The sequence below is a fragment of the uncultured Chitinophaga sp. genome (assembly GCF_937898475.1).
Taxonomy (GTDB): domain Bacteria; phylum Bacteroidota; class Bacteroidia; order Chitinophagales; family Chitinophagaceae; genus Chitinophaga.
Genome location: NZ_CALEJS010000013.1, coordinates 232,367 through 252,353, shown reverse-complemented (window position 1 = coordinate 252,353; position 19,987 = coordinate 232,367). Strand labels below are relative to the sequence as shown.

The window sequence follows — 19,987 nt, the reverse complement described above, 5'->3', positions numbered from 1 at the left end:
TATGGGTTAGATATTGCTTCTGAAAATGGAATGCCACATTTCTGCCCGCTGCTCATTTCCCGTCAGCTCGCTTCTGAACTTATGAGGAGAGGTTTGGAAAATCCTATGGAAGCAATCGTTGATCCGTTTCTCATCTGTGAACCCTGAAAGAATTGCTATATCTTTTATCCCCAATGATTTGTTCTCCATCAGATAAACGGCGTGTCTTACCTTAAAGAACATTAGCAGGCGTTTGGGACCTACAAGCTGATGTTGCCTGAATATGCGGGATAACGCGCAGTCTGATATCCTTGCGAATTCTGCAATTTCTTTGCTGCTCATCAGGGACAGGTAATTCTCTTCAACAAAGCGCAGTGCGCGGTTGACCAGTAAAGGATATCCATTTCGATCAATTCCGAAGTCGGATGCCTTTACCCTGACGGTGTGCTGCTGGATCGCTGAGGAGACGACGTTCTTCAGGCTGTAAAGAGTGCCCCTGTCCAATACCCGGTCAATACCAATATGTCCGCAGATCCTGACAATTTCCAGGTCTACTTCATGAAGGATACTGATGAAGGGAATAAATGAAAAATGACTTTTGGATAACTGGAGCGCTGGCCGTATCAGGTCGAAGTATCCTTTCTTGATGTAGACAACAACGCACAGGATATTTTCACGCCGCAGTATCTGCGAAGGGTCGAAGAAATTTTTGTGAGTGACCATGAGGTTATAATGCGGGGACAGGATGTCTTCAATTTCCCTTGCAGATTCATCCTTGGCAAGAACGAGACATTTTGCATCGCATGAGATATCCATAATTACAGGTTTTGCAGGAAGCATTGAGGGAATATTGTATGATTGTACAGGCGCGTCTTTTATAGCTTATGCAGCCTCAGGTGCCTGAACATATCGCCAACGCTATGTTGGGGATATGCGGACATGTAGTCCAGGATTTGATTGTTCCTCTGTGAAATATGTTCGATCCGGCGTTGGTCATAGCATGCGTGGGAATATTTCCACCTGAGCGAAAGGCCGTCGTTAAATTCGGTAATAGTGCATGAAAGTGCATAGTATGCGCCATGTTCCTGTTGATGCCCTGTTTTTACAACGCTGCAGGACGTTTCAACGCTCAATTTCTTTTCGAAATTCAGGAACAGGTCGCAGTTGGCGCGTAAAGCAGATTCATTTATGCCCAGCATTTCATGATTCGAAATGCTATGCCTGCAGGAGCGGAGGAGATCGACATAGATCTCTGCAATGTGTTCTTTTATCGTGGCCTGCGGCCGTAAGGATCTGTATAAATAGATACCGCTTACCAACCGACCTATTAGGCGCCTGGTCCTTTCAGACGATCTGTCGGTAACAGAAGCGGCAATAAGCACGTTCTCCCTGCCTGTAATATAATGAAGCAGCAATGAAAGGCAGGTATACAGCACACCCGCGGTGTTTATGTTACAGGCTATGGCAACGGTATTTAACGCAGTATACCTTTGGCCGGTTATGTTTTCGGCAAATGTTGCTGCAGCGCTGTTGTTGAGCGCTTCAATAGTTTCACGCCGATATTTGCCGTTAATTTTGCTGAGCTTTTCTTTCCAATAGGCGATCTCTGCTGTTTTTCTTTCATTGAACCGTTTATTTTCCTGCCTGCAGTACTCACTGAGCTGCATAGGAAGCGGCGTAATAACGGGCACTGCACCATTCTTAAAGGCTTTGTAGAATATGTTCAGTTCTTCCTTGATGATATTCAGTGACCAGGCGTCTGAGATGATATGGTGAATAACGACCAGGAACTTATAACGGTTACCCGGACAATGAAAAAGAACCATTTTGATAAGCGGGCCTGACTCAAGGTCACTTAACTCCTTTGCACACGAGATGTAGGTATTGTTTATGGTCTCTTCGAAATCACTGTCTTCCTGCAGATTCATCCGCCTTATGCAGAACAGCTCATTGTTGTACGGAATGATCACCTGTTTGATAACGCCATCAATTTTCCGGAAAAAGGTTCGTAGGCTTTCATGACGAATGATCAGCTGCTTTACTGACAGTTCAAGGGCATCCACATGAAGATGTTGCTGTACGACTTGTACTGCGAGGGTGTCCGGCATTTGTCCGTTTTGAATACCTGAGTTGTGATGCCAGGACTGGAGCTGCCCAGGGGAGGCATCTGTGAGTGTTAACTCTTGTGATCCGGGGAACTTTAAAGTGCTGATGTCTGCTGTCATATGCTTCCATTGTTTAATGTATACAAGTAGCATTACAAACATTGCTACAAGCGCTCTGCAATAAAGGGGGCAATGTACACCTGGGTTTTGTCGGATTCAGTATTTACACGTCAAAACACAATTCACGGGTTTACTATAAATGTGCTGTTGGCAAAGTCGTGAGCATAGAAACATATTTACTAAAAAGACTGACAATTGATGTGTCTCTACGGTTATTCTTTATAAAACTAAATATTGTTTTCTGAAAAAAAAAGCATTTGAAAAAAAAATATTACAGTTATCCTCTGATGATACATTGTTATAATCAGATAGTAATTAAAGGCCGTAGAAATGCCACGGGTAACTGAAATACGGAGTAGTGATCAAAAAATGGGAATTGTAATTCATTGTTAGGAATTTAATTTAGCTATACTGGATTTTTAATCGCGCCATACAGGAAGCATTTCTTTAATGTTCAGATCCCTTTTGTTAACTATGCAAACGAAGATACCCACTTTTATCCTGGAAGAGCATAATGAGGCATTTTATACATGGTGCTACTGTGTTCACAACAAGCTGATCGCCGCAAATGGAAATACGCTCATTCATGTAGATGAGCATTCGGATATGGGTATTCCAAGGTTCAATACATCTGTAAAGGATGCATGGGCGGATCTCGTAGCTGCGGAGGTGTTTACCCGGAACGAAGTTGGTATTGCCACATTTATGTTCCCTGCTATTTACCAGGGGCTTTTTGATAAGGTCTATTGGATCAAACAGGAGCACAGGAAGAAGAAGGACCTCTCCCGTAAAATGTATGTACGTTCATATAACAGCGAAGGCAGAAAGCTCATTGGAGGAGAGGTGACACCTGTCATTCTGAGGGCAAAAGAGTACCCCGAGTCTGATGTACATATATTCGGGTATTACCTGAGAACCATAGAAGGTCTTCCGGCAGCAGGAAATGTGGCGCTTGATATTGACCTCGATTACTTCTCCTGTTCCGGTAATCCCAATGAACTGGAAGAACTGTTTATAGAAGTAACGTTGAGCGAGTACGAAAAATTTATGCGGGATCCCTATCACCGGATACGTTACATGGGTTGCAAGGCGGAAGCCATACAGCGGGCCGGAAAGTATTACCTCGTACTTAATAATTACCGGGAGGTTTACCCGGATGTTTATCCTTTTTCTCTTAAAGTAGATGATGCAGCCATAGCGCAACGGATGACACTTTTCTTCCGTAAGCTGTCCGAAAAGAAGTTAAGGCCATCCGTTATTACAATATGCCGATCGAGGTATAGCGGCTATACGCCACATGATCAATGGAGAAAGATAGAAGATACACTCATCAGCGGTCTGAAGGACATGTATGAACTGGAGATCACGCCAATCGGTGAATTGATAGCTAAAGGAGCCGGTATAGCTCAGGAGTCTTACACGGAAGCGTATTAATAAGGCAGTATGATTAGCGTACGGATATTGATATTTTTTCTGTTCTTGCCGTTCACCTTACGGGCGCAATGGGAAACGGTATATGATGATAAGAGTCCGGCGGATACCATATATCATATCCGGAAGGACCCGAGCTGTGAGCCAGATGGAAAAAAATATTTTTTCCCGGAATATGAATTTTTTGAAAGCCCGGTGAACACCGGCTACTGCCTCGGATATAATAGCAGCGGCAATACGCGACTGCTATGGCAAACGCATTTCCCTGCCGGGCCTGCATTTGCTCCTGCACATGGTTTTTTAAGTCAGCGGGCATTTTTGAAAAACATCAGCGGGTTTGCGTTATGTCTGTATGTCCCTGCAGAAAAGGCATACTATTACAAGGAGTTTACCGTATCATATGACGGATACCAGGTTCCGCTGTATGAGGCACTCTCCGGATGGAACAGATGTGATACATTACCCGTGCAGTTTGCCGCTTCAGCAGGGAGAGCGGACGGTAATGCATATAGGATCTTTGTTTCTGCTACTGTAGCCAACGCCAAACAGGAGGCTATGTTTGTAGTATCAGATCTTGTGCTGGGCAACAGCACAGAACGAACTTACCCCATCGTGCATCCTTTCTTTAGCCGGCTTACAGGCAAACAGGAGAGGGCGGCTGCTGGTACAATCTATTTTAGTAACTGTATCCTGAGCTCTACCGGCGAGGAGACAAATGCAGCTATAAGGGCGAACGTCAGGCTGGCCGGCGTCAAAGGAAAAGAAGAGGAGATGCTGATGTTTAAAAAGCTGATGGAGGAGATCATCGACCGGTATCCTTTTTACGGGGAAAGGCGATTGGATAAGAAAGAGATACAACAGGCTTACCACCGCATCGCCAAGGCGTTTACAGATACTGCACATTTCTGTGAGCTGGTAGATAGTGTTACCCGGTTTGTAAAGGACCGGTTCAGGGACGGGCATCTCGCTATTGCGGTGCCGCCTGCCGGCTGTGAAGGCACTAAGCGCAGTAAAACTATCTGGCCGGTGCGTTTGTACCTGAAGAACAGGCAACTATATGTAGCCGCAGTGTTTGATGCCAGGTACCGGAAGCAGCTGCCTGTAGGCAGCCAGGTGCTCTCTATCGATCATATGCCTCTGAACCGCTATCTTGACAGCATAGCCTCCTTATATGATATTTCGTTCAAAGATGGCGAAATGGAAGAATTGGCGGCAGGCATCGGTAGGGAACGTGGCGACTCCATGGTCTTGACTGTTGTGGATACGCTATTTCGTGAAAGAGAGGTTTGTGTGAAGTTCGACGGAAAAATAGTTATTCCTGATAACTTCAGGCCGCAACATTGTAATTTCCGTATGCTGGATGACGGAATTGCATATTTCAGGATCAACAACTGGTACCTTGATGTTTATCTGAGGTTCCTCAATAACTGGGACGCAATATCACATGCGAAAGGACTGGTGATCGATCTTAGAGGCAACGGGGGGGGAGCCTCCCTGTCGGCAATAAGGATGCTTTCACTATTTATCAACAAGCCCGAAGAGATCTACTCACTGGAGCACAGCGTTACCGGGATGCCGCTGCGCATCGCTCCCGATAACGTTTACCACATCCGCAGCAACATGCCGGTAGTGCTGTTGTGCGACAGGAATACGGCATGTACATCCGAGATATTCATCAAGACGCTGAAAGACCATTTGCCGAATGTGGAGCTGATTGGCACGGCGAAAACTGCCGGTGTGCTTGCCAGCAGGTTTGATGTCCACTTCCCTTCAGGAATGGTCGTGTATACTAACAGCATTACGGGCAAAATCATATTTCCGGGTGGGGAAAGCCTTGAGAACAAGGGTATAGTTCCGGATAAGATGGTTGTTATAAACAAGGTGAGTGAATTAAGGCCCTATGACGATAAGACGCTGCGCATTGCGCTGGGAGAAATCAAAAAGAGCAACAGGGAGTTTTCCATGCGCTGATAGCCGGAAGAAAGCCTCATCTTCCAATACCTAACGGGAATCCGGAATTCCAATATTTCTTCACCATTAAAAAAAAGAAGATGGAAAACAATCCTTTGGAACACGTTTCCAACGAACAAAAAGCAAGGGAGCTGATCAAGCCCCGTAAAATTGAAGATGTATATGCCGACGCAAAGACAGTGGAAGCGCTTTGCGGAGAATATGGAAGTGGTACCGACTGCCGCTTCGGAAACAGTTCAATTGATACGGGCGACAACGATCTGCTGTTTTGATCAAAACACATATATCTTTTGTTGACGTTTAAAAACCTCTGATTATGGAATCCAAAAACACATCCCCGGTTAACACAGACAAAGTAAAGGAGCTGATCAAGCCCCGCAAAATCGAAGACGTTTATGCTAACGCGAAAACGGTGGAGGCACTTTGTCAGGAATATGGAAGCGGTACTGACTGCCGTTTCGGCAACAGATCCATTGATCCCAATGAGGACGATCTGTTGTTCTAAAGGATGCCAAAGCTCTTTTGTTCACTTTTCAAACTTTTGTTATGGAACCCAGGAGCACATCACCACTTAACACAGAAAAGGTAAGAGAGCTGATCAAGCCTCGTAAGATCGAAGACGTTTATGCCAACGCCAAAACGGTGGAGGCACTTTGTCAGGAATACGGAAGCGGTACTGACTGCCGTTTCGGTAACAGCTCAATTGACACGAGCGATGACGATCTCCTTTTTTGACAAACACCGGAGGTAGGATACTACCTCCGGTTCTGAAACAGCTAATTGACCACAAACGTAAGCCCATGAGTTGCTATAAAACCAGTTTCTATAATGTATTGGTGCCGGTGGAGGAGGAGCAGGAATATCTTCTGTATAACCTTGTATCCGGCGGGTTGGAAGTGCTGCCCTGGGAGGAAGGGAAGTTTATAGGGGAGATCACCGGCCCTTCACCGGTGGATTTTAAAGATTATCCCCAGCACTGGGAAACACTGCAGTACCTGTATGAAAAAGGTTTCCTGGTGGAGGAACATACGGATGAAAAAAAACTGTATCATCAGCAATATGCCGGAAAACAGCATTTGTTGTATGACAGGGAATCGGCCAGCATCAATCTCACTATTGGCACAACTATTCTTTGTAACATGGGCTGCGCTTACTGCTTTGAGTTTGTTAAACCCAATAAGTCTCTGAAGGACGAGAAAAATTTTGAAGGTATCATGACCTATCTCGAAGACATGATCCGTAAGTCGCCGGTTAAAAGATGGGAGGCTATTAACATTACGTGGTATGGAGGGGAACCTTTAATAAACAAAGGCGCTTTGGCCAAACTTTCCCCGTTGTTGTGGGAACTTAGCCGGAAGTACAGTATGGATTACAATGCCAGTATTATCACAAACGGTATCCTCCTCACAAAGGAGAACTGGCTGCTGCTCAAGGAACATCATGTGCAGAATGTACAGGTGACCATAGACGGTCCCCGGGAGAAGCATGACAAAAGCCGGCCGCTCAAAGGAAAGAAGGGGGGAAGGAATTATGAGCTGATCATGGAGAACCTGACCTATATCCCGGATGGTATGCAGGCTACGATCAGGATCAATACTGACCGGGAGGTGGCAGAATCTATTGATGTATTGTTCTCTGATTTTAAAAATTATGGCCTCTGGCCGCAACGCTATAATGCGGTTACATTTTCACCCGCCTGGCTCCGCACTTATGAAGAGGCAAATGAGACAGATACATCCGCCCGCCTGAACGTTGAAGAGTTCTATGATTTTCTTCAGATGTTCAGGAAAAAGCGGGTAAAGCTGTTCAATGAGTGGGCGGAGCAGAACAGTGTTGGTAAGGCCAGGCTGAAGTGGATGCTGCCTGAAATACAGGAAGAATGTGCGACCTGGGTGTCGCCATACAGCCTTGTGATGGATCCCGAAGGTAATATCCACAAATGCTGGGAAACGATCCATGAAAGTAAACAGGCTATCAGCCATGTTTCACAAGGATTTGATCTTGAAACGCACAGGAAATTCATGGAATATGACCGTTGCGAGCTGAATAGCATATGCGCCAACTGCAAATACATGCCTGTATGCGATAAGTTATCGTGCTCACACCAGGCAATAAAGGAAGGAAAGCCGCCCTGCACGTTCTGGAAAACCAAAACCGAGGAAAGCCTGAAAGACCAGTACCTGCTTATGAAGCGGGAGCCGGACACCATAGTATTGCCAAAGCATCTGATGGCGGCCAATACAGGCCACTCCAATAAATAGGACCAGCACGTAATATTTTTACTATGGACAGCGTAATAAAAATGATGGACCAGAGAAAGCTGGTAGAGGCGATGGATCACTACAGCACATTGTTCCATGAATGCTACTACAATAATTACAGCCTGGTGCTTACAAATAAGCGGCTTGATCTTTCTGTTTTCATCCAGAACAGGAAGCAGCTGATGAACAAGCTGAATATAGCCAGCTACAACTTGCAGGCCTTTTGCAGGTTGTGCCTGCAGGACAGCCGGTTAAAGGAGCAAATGTCTGATACTGTCATCGGGTCACTGGATCAGATATGCAATAACTGGGCACAGCAGATAAAGGAAGGCAACTCTTTCCTCACCTATGATTATGCCGAGGTGATCATTAATACGCTGACACAGGCGGAATACCCTTTTATTGAAAAACTTTATACAGATCAGTATAAAGTGATCCCGGCGGCATTTGTGAGTATCCCGTTCAATAGTAAATCATTTACCCGTATACATAACTATTCTGATCCCGCCAGGCTGCCAATGTTGCTTGACGGATTATTCAATCTGTTCCATAAGGACCGGGCGCTCTATTACTATATTGAACGTATAGAGATTGCGCGGAATGACTTCCCGCTGAAGTTGGAATCCAGCAATGAGGAATATCCTCTTTTCAGTATTTTCTTTGACCATCGTATAGTAAATACGGGCAGTCATCCCGTGATCAGGGAATTGACGGAAAGGATCAAACCATTGCTGGATAACGGGGACGCCAGAGAGGTAAGGCTTTCCTATTCTTTCCCTGTTTATGCTGATACTGCGATCTCACAGGGATTTAAGAACTACAAAAGATTCCTGGACCTGGTGGGAGCGCTGGACAATGTGTATGAAAGAGAGACGAATTATGCATTTGTTAAATGAAGTCACAAAAAGGCAGGCTGCATGAAGAAGATCATTATTATAGATCAGGGAGTTGACGCAGGTCATACACGGCTTAAAGACTGCCGTATTTCTGGCGATACGATCCGCAAGCGTAACGAATCATTCCTTATAGAAAGAGGTGTTTTTCATGATATCACCGGGCATGGCACTGCAATAGCAGCCATTATTCATAAGCTGGCCCCTGATATGGAGCTCTATATGCTGAAACTCACGTCTGAAACCGGTATTATTACGGAGGATCTGCTTTGCAAGGGCCTTAATTGGTGTTTAGCTGTAGAGGGTGCAGTTGTGGTGAACATCAGTCTCGGCATCGCTACCAATACTCCTTCAGTGGCGTTACACGAAGCCTGTCAGTCGTTGCACAAAGCCGGTATTACGGTGGTAGCAGCTGTGCATAATTTTCCGAGAGAGGATTGTTATCCGGCACATTTTCCTTTTGTGTATGGAGTTGCCTGCGGGCTTATCAGGAATAAGCACGAATACAATTTTATTGGCGACGGGAAGACCAATATACTGGCGAAAGGCACTTCCCAGCGGGTAGCGTGGAAAGATAATGCATTCAAGATAACAGCAGGTACAAGTTATGCCACTGCTCATTTTTCTGGTATTCTGGGCGCCGCTATTGCACGTAACCCCGGGATGACAACGGAGGAGATCAGCGCATATGTGAAGGAGCATTCCAACCCGGAGATACAGGAGCTGAGCTATATTAAGAGAGATGACGCATTGCTTGTGTCCACTGAGAAGGGAATGAGCCCCGGGGAGAGGGACGCCAGGGGCCGAGTGTTGTTTACGGCTGAACGCACCGCGCATGTGAACAGGCTCGCAGTATTCCCGTCCTCTGAAAAAGAGCTGGGTACGCTGCTTGAGTTTCCGGGAGAGGTAACGGCAAAAGTTACATTGGTTATAGATTATCCCCGTATGCGGGCCAACGTGATGCAAACACAGAAGAGTGAGGATCAGGGCCCGGTAGTGAGACGGGATCTGCTGCCACATGAGTATGATGATTTTGATACGCTGGCCGTAGGGTATTTCCTTGATGTTCCCGTAGATGCAAATATTCTGTTTGGAACCCGTCTGCTGATCAATTGTATCAAGCGGAACAAGAATTTTGTGGTCCTTGACAATGAGGTTCACGACTATATCCATAAGCTTGTCAGCCGGAACCATCCTTCCTACAGTGGGCGGATACTGATGCCGGCAATCAACAAGGAGATGATCCGGGAGCTGGAGCATTTTCAGTACATGCCGCAGGTAAGCGCCCCGGTATTATCATTGATAGGTACAGGCAGCAAACAAGGCAAGATCACAGCACAGCTGCGGATAAGGCAGATACTAAAACGCGCAGGGTATGATGTTTCGCACGTGTCTACAGAGCCCCAGGGCGTATTGCTGGGCTCATCCTTTATATTTCCCTATGGTTACAAGGGAAATGTGGAAGCAAAACTGACATCGTGGAACAGGTTGCTGGACACTGCTATGAAATGCGTGCAGTACTATAATCAGCCCGATATCATACTGACCGGCATCCAGGGTGGCATACTCCCCAGGGTTACTTACGTGAACGAGGCAGCGGGCGGCTCTGTGCTTACGTCCATGCATTATCTGATGGGAGTACGGCCGGATGCCGTTATCTGCGCTATAAACCCGGCGGACCCTTCCGATTTGATACGGCAAACGATACAAACCGTTTATAACTTCTGCAAAGTACCCACGCTGATGTGTGTAATGACTCCGTGGGAAAAACAGGTGGAGACAAATGCAGGGCATGCTTTCTCCAGCCAGGAACTACTGCCCCCGGCGGAAATGCGGTCGCGCATGGATGCATATGCAGCCGAACTTGATTTGCCTGTTATAGACATTATGGATAATAAGAACGATGCGCTTGTGTTGGACGTGATACAACGCCATTTCTCCTGAAATAACAAGTGATTGCTGTTATGCCTGCATTAAGAATACCCGAAGGTTGTGATCATATACAGATTGTGTCGGATATGGATGCTGTCACGTTCCATAGTGACAAACGCTGGTCCGCACAGCCTTTCATGCTGACAGATGCAACGCGTGAGTGGCCCGCTATGAAAATGTGGGATGAAGCATTCTTTATAAAAAGATTCGGCGAGCTGGAGCTGGTGGGCACACGGGTCGTAAACGGTGTAAAGGAGAGGAGACCCTTCGGCTTGCAGGACTACTTCACTTATATGGTGGAGCATAAGGACGATATTCCCTACTACCTGGTTAATCTGCAATTCCATCTGGGCTCAGACCTGATGGCCCACTATATGGCGCCGGCCTGTTTTCAATGCTGGTATAACAGCATACCTGCCAACCGTCGGAAACATTCCCTTTCCTGGCTGTTCATCGGCGCGGCGGGATCGTTTTCCGGGCTGCATACGGATGTATGGAACACCAGCGCATGGAATGCAGTAGTGACGGGGAAGAAACTCTGGTTATTTTACCCTCCTGAGCAGGGAGAACTGCTATACCAGGGAGAGGTTAACCCTTTTGATCCTGATCTTATGGAGTTCCCCGATTTTGCAAAAGCGAGCCCGCTTGTTTGCATACAGCATCCAGGACAGATGGTGTTCACACCCAGCAACTGGTGGCATGCTGTATATAACCTGGAACCCGGTATTTCTGTTACTGAGAATTTCATTAACCGGTCTAACTCGCAATTTGTACTAAACTTTTTCAGGGAAAAAGGAGGGAAGAACTATGATGTGATGAAAGAAATAGTAGACAAAAATATATTGACTTCAATTGAAAAATGAACAGCAATGAGTAAGCAATCTGTTAAAGAAAGGCTCGAAGAAATTATCAGCAAAATTGTATTGTTTGAAATGCGGGAGGAGAGTGAGATACTGAGCATACGGGATAAACTGCATATTATATTAAGCGAGTCCAGCCAGGCGCTGGCTCTTGTAACAACTATTGAGGACGAGTTTGATATAGTGCTGGATGACGATGATGTAGACCTGGATTTTTTCGTCGACTTTGAAGTGATGCAGGAGCGGGTATACAAATCCATACCACATGAAAGTACACGGATATGAAGTTGAAGGTAATCAAGCGTTTTCTTATCTATCTGAAGCCATACAAGTGGCACGAGGTTTTGTTGTGCGTGCTGATGCTGATGAGCAGCGCCGGGTCCCTCTCATCGCCGTACTTGCTGAAGGTTATCATCGACGATGTGTTCCCCGGAAAGGATCATAAGCTACTATTGCAGATACTGCTGTTGCTGGTAGCTATTTACATATTGCGTCTTGTTGCGGCTTTTTTTTCGGATTATGTATATATACGGCTTAGCAACAGGATTGTGTTGGATATCAGGAAAGATCTGTTTAACAGGATCATGCGATATCCACTCAGCTATTTCCACAATAATAAGCCGAGTGACCTGCATCACAAGATCAGCAACGAGGTAGGAAGGATTCAGCAGATACTGACCAATAGTATAATACGGCTGCTCAACAACATGCTTACGATCGCAGGGCTGGTGATTATGCTATGTGTGCTGAACGTGCAACTCTTCCTTATTTCAGCCATGGTATTTCCGTTCATCTATCTTAATATAAAGTACTTTACGCCAAGGCTCCGGAAAATATACGGTCGTGTCAGTAATGGGGAGGCGGACCTCAATGGGTTTTTCCTGGAGCGGTTCAATGCTGTAAAACTCATCAAATCATTTAATGCCTACACATTTGAGAATACGAATCTGCATGACAGGCAGGAAACCCTGATGGGATTGCATCTGAAAAGTATTATAAACACTTCCATGAACAGGAACATTGCTACCTTTCTGATAGCACTGGGTCCTATTATGGTATTCGGATGGGGCGGTTCAGACGTGCTGGCTGGTACTATGAGCCTGGGGGGCCTGGTGGCGTTCCTGCAATACCTAAACCGCCTTTACAGTCCTTCTACCGATCTGATGTACCTCCACACAGATTTGCAGCGGGCCTATGTTTCCATGGAACAGCTTTATGAATTGTTTGAACAACCTGCGGAACGGAGCGCTGGAGCGGAGTGCGCGGGGGGAGAAGTGCAGGATATCCGTTTGCGAAACGTAACTTTTGGCTACAACGGAGTTGATGTGCTAAGCAATTGTGATCTTGATCTGCAGGCGGGAAAATGTTATGCAATTGCAGGGGCTACCGGATGTGGTAAAAGTACGCTGCTGCAGCTTTTATGCCGCTTTTATAAACCGCTGAATGGCAGTATCGCCGTGAATGGCGTGGACCTTGAGGATATTGACCTGCATGCATGGAGGGATCGTGTAATGTTTGTCAGCCAGGAAGGCTGTGTTTTTCATGACACCATATACCGGAATGTGATATATAACAGTGATGCAGCGCCGAATGATGTTCGCGCCGCGTTCCGTATGGCGGAAATGCAGGATTTCCTTAAGCAGCTCCCGGCGGGAGAAGATACTGTTGTGGGAAGTAAAGGTGCTACTGTTTCCGGCGGTCAGTCTCAAAAGATTAATATTGCGAGATGCCTGCTCAGGAGATCATCACTGCTGCTGCTGGATGAGGCGACGGCGGCTATAGATTCGGAAAGTGAGCAGCTGATATTAGATAATATCCGCGGGAGCGGCCAACACAACATAATATTGCTGGTAAGTCACAGGCTAAGCACTATAAAGAAAGCAGATGAGATTATTTTCCTCGATAAAGGCCGGATAGTGGAACAGGGCACTCATGAACAACTGGTGATGCTGAAAGGCGCTTACTACAAGCTTTTCAGGCATCAGCTGATCACGGAAGAAAAGACTGGTAATGAGCAGCTGGCCATGGCCGAGTAAAGCCGTTGATTGTTAATGACAATTTAAACCAGATAAAAATGTTGCATGAACAAAATCTATATCTGATACCATCACCATCGTTGACACGGGAGATGGATGCTGCCTGGTGGGAGGATTTCCTGAAGAACAACAACAACTTCACACAGACGATTGTGATGAAGGATGCATTGACAAACGGAACTGTGTCGCTGCTTGAAAGTGAGGTTATGGCAGTACTGAGGAACATTTGTAATAATAGGAATGATGGGGCTGGTTATTTCAGGGTATATATTGACCAGGTAGTGCTAACAAAGCAGGAAATGGAAGAGCATGTGTTTATGTTTCCACCTTTGCCCGGTGAGCCGGTTACTGTGTGGGCGGAAAGAGCATACCCGGGTAAGCAGTTCTGTATGATCCTGAACCTGGCTGAGGTAATATCAGAAGAACTGGCCAAATGCCTGACTACGCTTATGCAGCCGCTTACGGACAGGATCGGAATCCCGCTCAATGGGTTACATACTACCACATTTGTAGGGAATTACGGGTTCACACCACTTGGCATACATCAGGACTCGCCGGGAGGTAATGTTATTCATTTTCACATTGGTCCCGGTAAAAAGACAATGTACAACTGGGAAGCGGACGAGTATAACAAGCTTGCAGGTGGCCGGCCGAATAACCGGGATGTAACGCCTTTGCTTCCTTTTGCGAAAGAGTTCACTTTCGGGAAAGGTGACATTTATTATATGCCATGGGACAAGTTTCACATCGGATATTCCGGGGAGCTTTCTATTGGCGTGTCGGTGTGGTTTGACAATCACGGCAGAGACGTTATACTCGGACAGTTGCTGGATAACCTGAAGAAGAAACATTTTGATTATCGCAAAGCAGTTATCACCAAACCCGTTAAGGAGGAAGATGATAATGGATTTGACGTAGTAACTGCATTAATGAACCAGCCGGAGTATCTGGAAGAAGCGCCCTTTGTCAGCCTGCTGGAGGAGGAATACCAGGATCACATGCTGAGGCTTTTCAGTAATGGGGGATGGAAGATAAGCCCGGTGCTGAGCCGCCAGAGGCGTTCAGCAGGTAATCCCTCCGATGTGGAGTGGCTGCTTTCATCTAATGTAAGAATTACGGCTCCTTTCAGGATTTGTTATGCGGTAAGGAACGGCGGTGCGCTTAAAATATTTTGCAGGGGCGTGGAAATGACAACCAGCTATCAGCCGTTGCTAACCGACCTTATAGACAGGCTGAATGAAGGGGCGGAATACAACGTGGCGGAATTACTAGAGGGAGTTGTGCCAGGCATGCCAGATAAGCGCATAAATATGCTGATGAACTTTTATAATCTCAACGGAGTGGATTTTTTTTGATCAGTTAATGCAAGCAGATATGTATACAGCCGAAGCCACTTTAATGACAGACGCTTACCGTAATATGCCGGATACCCTTTTCTGGAAGCAGTTTATGTCCCTCACCAACGATCTTACGCAAACGGCGGTTGTCAAAGATGCGTTGCAACCTGCACATGTTGAACTGATGAACCGGCATGTAATGGAGGCGTTGGCCATGATGTGCCGGAGGAGATCAAGCATGCAGGGATTAAGGGTATATGTGGATAATGCGATACAGGATGAGGCCTATAAAACGGAATACTTGTTTCCTTATGTGCCGGAAGCTGGAGAAGATATTATTTCCTGGTCGGCGAGGGTGTTCGGAGAAAAGAAGTTTGGATTGATCATTAACCAGATTGAGAAGTTCTCCGGAGACCTGGCGCGGTATATCGTTATGCTGGTAAAACCGTTGCTGGATATCACCGGTATTCCGCAGAATGGTTTTCATACTTCCACGTTCATTGGGAATTACGGCTATACACCATTGGGCATACACCAGGACCACCGCGGTTCCTGTGTTATACACTTTCACCTCGGGCCTGGTGGGAAAACAATGTACACCTGGGATGAACGCGCCTATTATGATCTTTGCGGGGGAAAACAGAATAATATGGATATTGTTCCCCTTTTGCCGTCGGCGGACAGGTATGCATTTGGGCAGGGTGATATCTATTTTATGCCATGGAACTCATTTCACGTCGGCTATACCGAAGCCCTTTCAATAGGAGTTACTTTCTGGTTTGACAATCATCTCAGCAGCGTGATAGTGGATAAGTTATTTGATATGCTTAAAGCGAAGTATGTTAACCTGCGTGACAAGACAATCACTGTTCCTGAAAGACGGGAGAGCAATTTTTCCGGCTTCCCGGATATAGCCCGTCTGCTCCGGTTGGACGACTTTTCAGAAGGAGTATCGTTTACAGAACTGTTCAGGAATATCTATGAAGAATCGTGGCTGACTATAAAAAGCAATGGCGGTTGGCGATTCCGGCCGTTGTCAAGAAGAGCTGAAACGGGATACGATGAGAATGACTACCTGCATTTTTCCGGTAAGACCGTTTGTGGTGTATACCCGTTTGAGATAAAATGCAAAACATCTCCCACAGGTGATGTATTTTTATATTCCCGTGGCGCCGAATTTCAGATGAAGTATCACCAGGGTATTATAACTATTATTAATAAGCTTAATACGCATACACCAGTACCGGTTGCTGACCTCATATCAGAATTGGATGGCTGGCCTGTTGATGCAAGGCTCTATTTTATATCCGTTCTGTATAATAATAAAGCAATAGAAGTTATTTAATGAAATTTTTTTTAATTTAACACTGGCATTGTCGAGCCCTATTCATTATTGTATAACCAGCCCGGTGTATGTATAGATTATATCTTTCATGTTTAGTTGTCAATTTTCTATTGCTTTTTATCATAAGCCCCGTGTATTCCCAGGAGGAAAACGGAACAGGAAAGATCACTGGCGTGGTAAGGGATAGCAAGGGTGCGCCTGTTCAGTTTGCGACTGTTGTGTTATTAAAGCAGGCCGATTCTGCGTTGGTCAAAGGGGTGATGACAGACGCACAAGGGGCTTTTCAATTTGAGGACTTGCGGGAGGGGGTATATTTTGTAAAGATCTCGCAGTTGGGATTTAAGACGGAAACAACCGCCCCTATCTCGGTAAATGGCGGATCGTCCGGTGTTAGCCTGCCTCCTGTAACACTATTAACTGATGCAAAGAACCTTAAAGAGGTTACAGTTACCGGACGGAAAAGGCTGATCGAACTAAACGCAGACAAGCTTATTTTTAATGTCGCTAACACTATTAATACGGCGGGTGATAATGCATTGCAAACGTTAAGAAAGGCGCCGGGCGTATCAGTTTCACAGGACGACAGGATCTCGTTGAATGGCGCTGGCGGGGTACAAGTAATGATAAACGGCAAACAGTCCTATCTAAGCAACAAAGACCTGGCGGATGTTCTCAGGTCAATGCCGGCTTCCAACATTGAAGCGATAGAGATCATCAGTAACCCTTCTGCCCGTTTTGACGCTGCCGGAACTGCAGGTATCATCAACATCAGAATGAAGAAGGACAGAAGTATGGGCCTTAATGGAAGCGCAACAATCAATGGAGTATACGGGTTTACGCCGAAGTATGATGGTTCTGCAGATGTGAACTACCGCCGGAAAAAAATGAACCTGTATGGTTCTTACAGTTATTATACAGGCAGAGTTGAGGAGAAATACACGTATGACCGGACGCAGCTTAACCAGGACAATGTTTTAACTCATTATAACCAGGCCTCAACGGACCTGGATGATAGTAAACGGCATAATTTTAAGGCAGGAGCGGATTTCTTTTTAAACAGCAGGCATACGCTCGGCTTCCTGATGAATGGTAGCGTGAGCAGAAAGGAAGAGAATATCAGCAGCCGTACACTCATCTTCACCAATGTTCAGACCATTGATTCCGTCTTACAGGCCAGGAATGAACAGCTGCTGAAGCGCGACAATTTTAATTATAACGTAAACTACAGATACCAGGATTCTACCGGTAAGCAGCTGAATATAGATATGGACTATGTGTTCTTTAACAGGAATGACCAGAGCTATCAGCCAAATGTTTACCTGAATGGGAAAGAGACCACGCCGCTAAGTTCGTCCACCTACCGCACCATTGCGCCTTCTGATATAAAAGTATATGCAGCCAAGGCAGACTATGAGCAGCCTTTGTTCAAGGGCAGGCTGGGGGGCGGGGCAAAGTTCAGCACTGTACGAACTGCCAACGATTTCCGTTTCTTTAATGTTATTGGGGGAATAGATATGACCGATAGCAACCGTACTAATAATTTCGCCTATAAGGAAGATATCTATGCATTTTATCTCAACTATGATATTAAGTTAAAGAAATGGGGAATCCAGGCAGGACTTCGCTATGAGCAGACCCGGTCTCACGGAACGCTGACCGCGCTGATCCCCGTTAATGATGAGAACATTCAAAGGAGCTACCATAACTTCTTTCCCAGTGCAGCCATTACTTACCAGCCTGCTGATGCGCATACCTTCAGTGCTACCTACAGCCGGCGTATAGGCAGACCGTCGTACCAGGACCTGAACCCGTTTGAAATGAGGCTCGATGAACTTACATTCTCCAGGGGCAATGCATTTTTGAGACCACAATACACTCATAGTATGCAGCTTACTTATGCTTTCCGGCAGTACCTGATCGTTTCAGCCGGTTACCAACATACCACGGATGTATTTGCCCCAATTATCGATACAACGGAGGGAAACAAGATCATATATATGCAGCGGAATGTGGCTAAAAACAATACGCTGAACCTGAATATTTCCTCCGCCCTGGATATCTTCGACTGGTGGAGCTGCTATTTGAATGCCAGTCTTTACCGCACTGTATTCAAGGGGCCGGTAGATCTGGGGAACCTGAATACAGACGCGCTTACTTTCAGTTTTAATGGTCAGAACAGTTTCAAACTTACAGACAGGACTTTCGCGGAGATATCGCTCTTTTACAGGAGCCCTGAAGTATACGGCACTTTCCACAATAGCTCGATAGGCGAAGTAGATCTGGGACTACAGCAGGACCTTTGGGCAAAACGGGCTACGCTGAAAGTAAGTTATACAGATATCTTTTATACACTGAAGCTTAAGAGCACAAGTGATTTCAACGGGCTCGACCTGTACAGCTCAACGATACCGGAGTCAAGACTGTTTAAAGTGTCCTTTACTTATCGCTTCGGTAGCAATCAGATAAAAGCTGCCAGGAACAGATCTACAGGAGCTGCTGATGAGCGCAGAAGGATTTAACGTGTTTTATTTATAAATACTATGCTATTTTCCTCCGGTATAGATGTTATTGAAATAGACACTGTAAAGACACTGATCGATAAACATGGTGAGCGCTTTCTGCGAAGGGCCTTTACAGAAAGAGAGATTGCTTACTGCTTGAGGAAGGCAGACCAGTACAGACATTTCGCAGGTAAAATAGCAGCCAAGGAAGCTGTGTTCAAGGCGCTTAAAACGGGCTGGAATCGGGGCATACAGTGGAACCAGATAGAAGTATTGAACGACAGCGCAGGCGCTCCGCAATTGTTCTTTTCCGGTAATGCGGAGGCGCATATCTCCCAGGCTGGTTTCATAAAACATGATGTTTCCATATCGCATTCCAGGACGGTAGCAGCTGCCGTTGTTATTTTTTATCAGGATTAATACGATTCAGACACTAAACAGTTTTTGTATGAAGAAAAAGTATTGTTGTCCGCTTTTCTTTCTATTCGCCTTTAATATGACTGCTTACTGCCAGGGGATCAACGGAAGCGGTCATGTAGTGTCGCAATCCAGGAAGGTTAAGGATTTTTCGGTAATCCGCGTGGATATTGCCGCAACTATCTATCTTGACTCATTAACCAATGATCCGGATGTCAGGATCGAGGCAGAGGATAATTTTATGGGTTATATCCTTTGCCAGAACGATGGAGACGCACTTGTTATAAAGAATAAGTCAGATGTATGGTTCAATACGGATAAAGGGATCAAGGTGTATGTACCTTACAGTCAATTAAGTAAATTGATAAGTATAAGCAGCGGAAACATTATTTCTCATAAAGGTTCGGTAAGGGCGGCCGTATTGGAGGTGGAGACAAACGGGTCTGGCCTGATAGATCTTAGGGTAAGTTGTAATAAGCTGAAGGTCAAAAAGGACGGCTCTTCGATAGTTAAATTAAACGGAAACTGCAATGAGCTGGAAGGCCGGCTGAAAGGCAGTGGAAATATGGATGCACGCACATTGACGGCCGGGAATGTTAAACTGGACGTCAGGGGCAGCGTAGGCGCGCAGGTGAAATGTACATCTACCCTTGATGTAGTGCTTGGGGGTAGCGCCAATGTAGTATACCTCGGTGATCCCGTTGTAACGAAGCGGCTGGAAGGCAGCGGAAATGTAGCAAAGGTCAATTAAGTCAAATAATTCTCCGTGAGTGCTCAGCTGTTCCCTTTTGTATTCGGC

18 protein-coding genes are annotated in these 19,987 nt (G+C 45.8%); 16 read left to right on the top strand and 2 right to left on the bottom strand.

Going from position 1 to position 19,987, the window contains the following annotated elements:
• Positions 1-6 precede the first annotated feature (6 nt).
• Together Q0577_RS06630 and Q0577_RS06625 are read right to left on the bottom strand one after the other, a co-directional pair.
• The gene (locus tag Q0577_RS06630; RefSeq protein ID WP_298733949.1) at positions 7-795 is read right to left on the bottom strand and encodes an AraC family transcriptional regulator; all 789 of its coding nucleotides are present in this window, start codon (positions 793-795) and stop codon (positions 7-9) included.
• 59 nt (positions 796-854) lie between these two features.
• A complete protein-coding gene (locus Q0577_RS06625; RefSeq protein WP_298733947.1) occupies positions 855-2,204 on the bottom strand; it encodes a condensation domain-containing protein in 1,350 nt (449 codons plus the stop codon).
• A 474-nt stretch (positions 2,205-2,678) separates the two neighbouring features.
• Here Q0577_RS06625 and Q0577_RS06620 point away from each other — a divergent pair, with 474 nt between their 5' ends.
• The 16 genes from Q0577_RS06620 to Q0577_RS06545 all read left to right on the top strand — a co-directional run bounded on the left by Q0577_RS06620 (position 2,679) and on the right by Q0577_RS06545 (position 19,939).
• Positions 2,679-3,638 (top strand): UPF0489 family protein, encoded by a 960-nt coding sequence (locus Q0577_RS06620; RefSeq protein ID WP_298733946.1) that lies wholly within the window; start codon positions 2,679-2,681, stop codon positions 3,636-3,638.
• Positions 3,639-3,683: 45 nt separating this feature from the next.
• Entirely contained in the window at positions 3,684-5,606 is a 1,923-nt protein-coding gene (locus tag Q0577_RS06615; protein ID WP_298733945.1) for a S41 family peptidase, read from the top strand.
• A gap of 80 nt (positions 5,607-5,686) precedes the next feature.
• Positions 5,687-5,878, top strand: a complete 192-nt coding sequence (locus Q0577_RS06610) for a hypothetical protein (RefSeq protein ID WP_298733942.1) — start codon at positions 5,687-5,689, stop codon at positions 5,876-5,878.
• A gap of 44 nt (positions 5,879-5,922) precedes the next feature.
• A complete protein-coding gene (locus Q0577_RS06605; RefSeq protein ID WP_298733940.1) occupies positions 5,923-6,111 on the top strand; it encodes a hypothetical protein in 189 nt (62 codons plus the stop codon).
• Positions 6,112-6,152: 41 nt separating this feature from the next.
• Positions 6,153-6,341, top strand: coding sequence for a hypothetical protein (locus Q0577_RS06600; protein WP_298733939.1), 189 nt, complete (start codon positions 6,153-6,155; stop codon positions 6,339-6,341).
• Between the two features lie 65 nt (positions 6,342-6,406).
• The gene (locus Q0577_RS06595) at positions 6,407-7,867 is read left to right on the top strand and encodes a radical SAM protein (RefSeq protein WP_298733937.1); all 1,461 of its coding nucleotides are present in this window, start codon (positions 6,407-6,409) and stop codon (positions 7,865-7,867) included.
• Positions 7,868-7,890: 23 nt separating this feature from the next.
• Complete coding sequence (locus Q0577_RS06590; protein ID WP_298733935.1) at positions 7,891-8,763, top strand: hypothetical protein; 873 nt, start codon at positions 7,891-7,893, stop codon at positions 8,761-8,763.
• A gap of 21 nt (positions 8,764-8,784) precedes the next feature.
• A complete protein-coding gene (locus Q0577_RS06585; protein WP_298733933.1) occupies positions 8,785-10,704 on the top strand; it encodes a S8 family serine peptidase in 1,920 nt (639 codons plus the stop codon).
• Positions 10,705-10,724: 20 nt separating this feature from the next.
• On the top strand, positions 10,725-11,555 hold the full coding sequence (locus Q0577_RS06580; protein ID WP_298733931.1) for a cupin-like domain-containing protein: 831 nt from the start codon (positions 10,725-10,727) through the stop codon (positions 11,553-11,555).
• Positions 11,556-11,561: 6 nt separating this feature from the next.
• Positions 11,562-11,837, top strand: a complete 276-nt coding sequence (locus Q0577_RS06575; RefSeq protein ID WP_298733929.1) for a hypothetical protein — start codon at positions 11,562-11,564, stop codon at positions 11,835-11,837.
• Positions 11,834-13,588, top strand: coding sequence for an ABC transporter ATP-binding protein (locus tag Q0577_RS06570; protein ID WP_298733927.1), 1,755 nt, complete (start codon positions 11,834-11,836; stop codon positions 13,586-13,588). Before Q0577_RS06575 ends, Q0577_RS06570 begins: the two co-directional genes overlap by 4 nt.
• A gap of 38 nt (positions 13,589-13,626) precedes the next feature.
• Entirely contained in the window at positions 13,627-14,943 is a 1,317-nt protein-coding gene (locus Q0577_RS06565; protein ID WP_298733925.1) for a hypothetical protein, read from the top strand.
• A 19-nt stretch (positions 14,944-14,962) separates the two neighbouring features.
• Complete coding sequence (locus Q0577_RS06560; RefSeq protein ID WP_298733921.1) at positions 14,963-16,270, top strand: hypothetical protein; 1,308 nt, start codon at positions 14,963-14,965, stop codon at positions 16,268-16,270.
• Between the two features lie 131 nt (positions 16,271-16,401).
• Positions 16,402-18,789, top strand: a complete 2,388-nt coding sequence (locus tag Q0577_RS06555) for a TonB-dependent receptor (RefSeq protein WP_298733919.1) — start codon at positions 16,402-16,404, stop codon at positions 18,787-18,789.
• A gap of 21 nt (positions 18,790-18,810) precedes the next feature.
• On the top strand, positions 18,811-19,191 hold the full coding sequence (acpS, locus tag Q0577_RS06550; protein WP_298733917.1) for a holo-ACP synthase: 381 nt from the start codon (positions 18,811-18,813) through the stop codon (positions 19,189-19,191).
• Between the two features lie 28 nt (positions 19,192-19,219).
• Positions 19,220-19,939, top strand: coding sequence for a head GIN domain-containing protein (locus Q0577_RS06545; RefSeq protein WP_298733915.1), 720 nt, complete (start codon positions 19,220-19,222; stop codon positions 19,937-19,939).
• Positions 19,940-19,987 lie beyond the last annotated feature (48 nt).

What these genes read in the sequence shown, in the direction of transcription:
- Q0577_RS06630 (WP_298733949.1), bottom strand. Translation starts at nt 795, where the DNA reads ATGGATATCTCATGCGATGCAAAATGTCTCGTTCTTGCCAAGGATGAA.
- Q0577_RS06625 (WP_298733947.1), bottom strand. Translation starts at nt 2,204, where the DNA reads ATGACAGCAGACATCAGCACTTTAAAGTTCCCCGGATCACAAGAGTTA.
- Q0577_RS06620 (WP_298733946.1), top strand. Translation starts at nt 2,679, where the DNA reads ATGCAAACGAAGATACCCACTTTTATCCTGGAAGAGCATAATGAGGCA.
- Q0577_RS06610 (WP_298733942.1), top strand. Translation starts at nt 5,687, where the DNA reads ATGGAAAACAATCCTTTGGAACACGTTTCCAACGAACAAAAAGCAAGG.
- Q0577_RS06605 (WP_298733940.1), top strand. Translation starts at nt 5,923, where the DNA reads ATGGAATCCAAAAACACATCCCCGGTTAACACAGACAAAGTAAAGGAG.
- Q0577_RS06600 (WP_298733939.1), top strand. Translation starts at nt 6,153, where the DNA reads ATGGAACCCAGGAGCACATCACCACTTAACACAGAAAAGGTAAGAGAG.
- Q0577_RS06595 (WP_298733937.1), top strand. Translation starts at nt 6,407, where the DNA reads ATGAGTTGCTATAAAACCAGTTTCTATAATGTATTGGTGCCGGTGGAG.
- Q0577_RS06590 (WP_298733935.1), top strand. Translation starts at nt 7,891, where the DNA reads ATGGACAGCGTAATAAAAATGATGGACCAGAGAAAGCTGGTAGAGGCG.
- Q0577_RS06585 (WP_298733933.1), top strand. Translation starts at nt 8,785, where the DNA reads ATGAAGAAGATCATTATTATAGATCAGGGAGTTGACGCAGGTCATACA.
- Q0577_RS06580 (WP_298733931.1), top strand. Translation starts at nt 10,725, where the DNA reads ATGCCTGCATTAAGAATACCCGAAGGTTGTGATCATATACAGATTGTG.
- Q0577_RS06575 (WP_298733929.1), top strand. Translation starts at nt 11,562, where the DNA reads ATGAGTAAGCAATCTGTTAAAGAAAGGCTCGAAGAAATTATCAGCAAA.
- Q0577_RS06570 (WP_298733927.1), top strand. Translation starts at nt 11,834, where the DNA reads ATGAAGTTGAAGGTAATCAAGCGTTTTCTTATCTATCTGAAGCCATAC.
- Q0577_RS06565 (WP_298733925.1), top strand. Translation starts at nt 13,627, where the DNA reads ATGTTGCATGAACAAAATCTATATCTGATACCATCACCATCGTTGACA.
- Q0577_RS06560 (WP_298733921.1), top strand. Translation starts at nt 14,963, where the DNA reads ATGTATACAGCCGAAGCCACTTTAATGACAGACGCTTACCGTAATATG.
- acpS (WP_298733917.1), top strand. Translation starts at nt 18,811, where the DNA reads ATGCTATTTTCCTCCGGTATAGATGTTATTGAAATAGACACTGTAAAG.
- Q0577_RS06545 (WP_298733915.1), top strand. Translation starts at nt 19,220, where the DNA reads ATGAAGAAAAAGTATTGTTGTCCGCTTTTCTTTCTATTCGCCTTTAAT.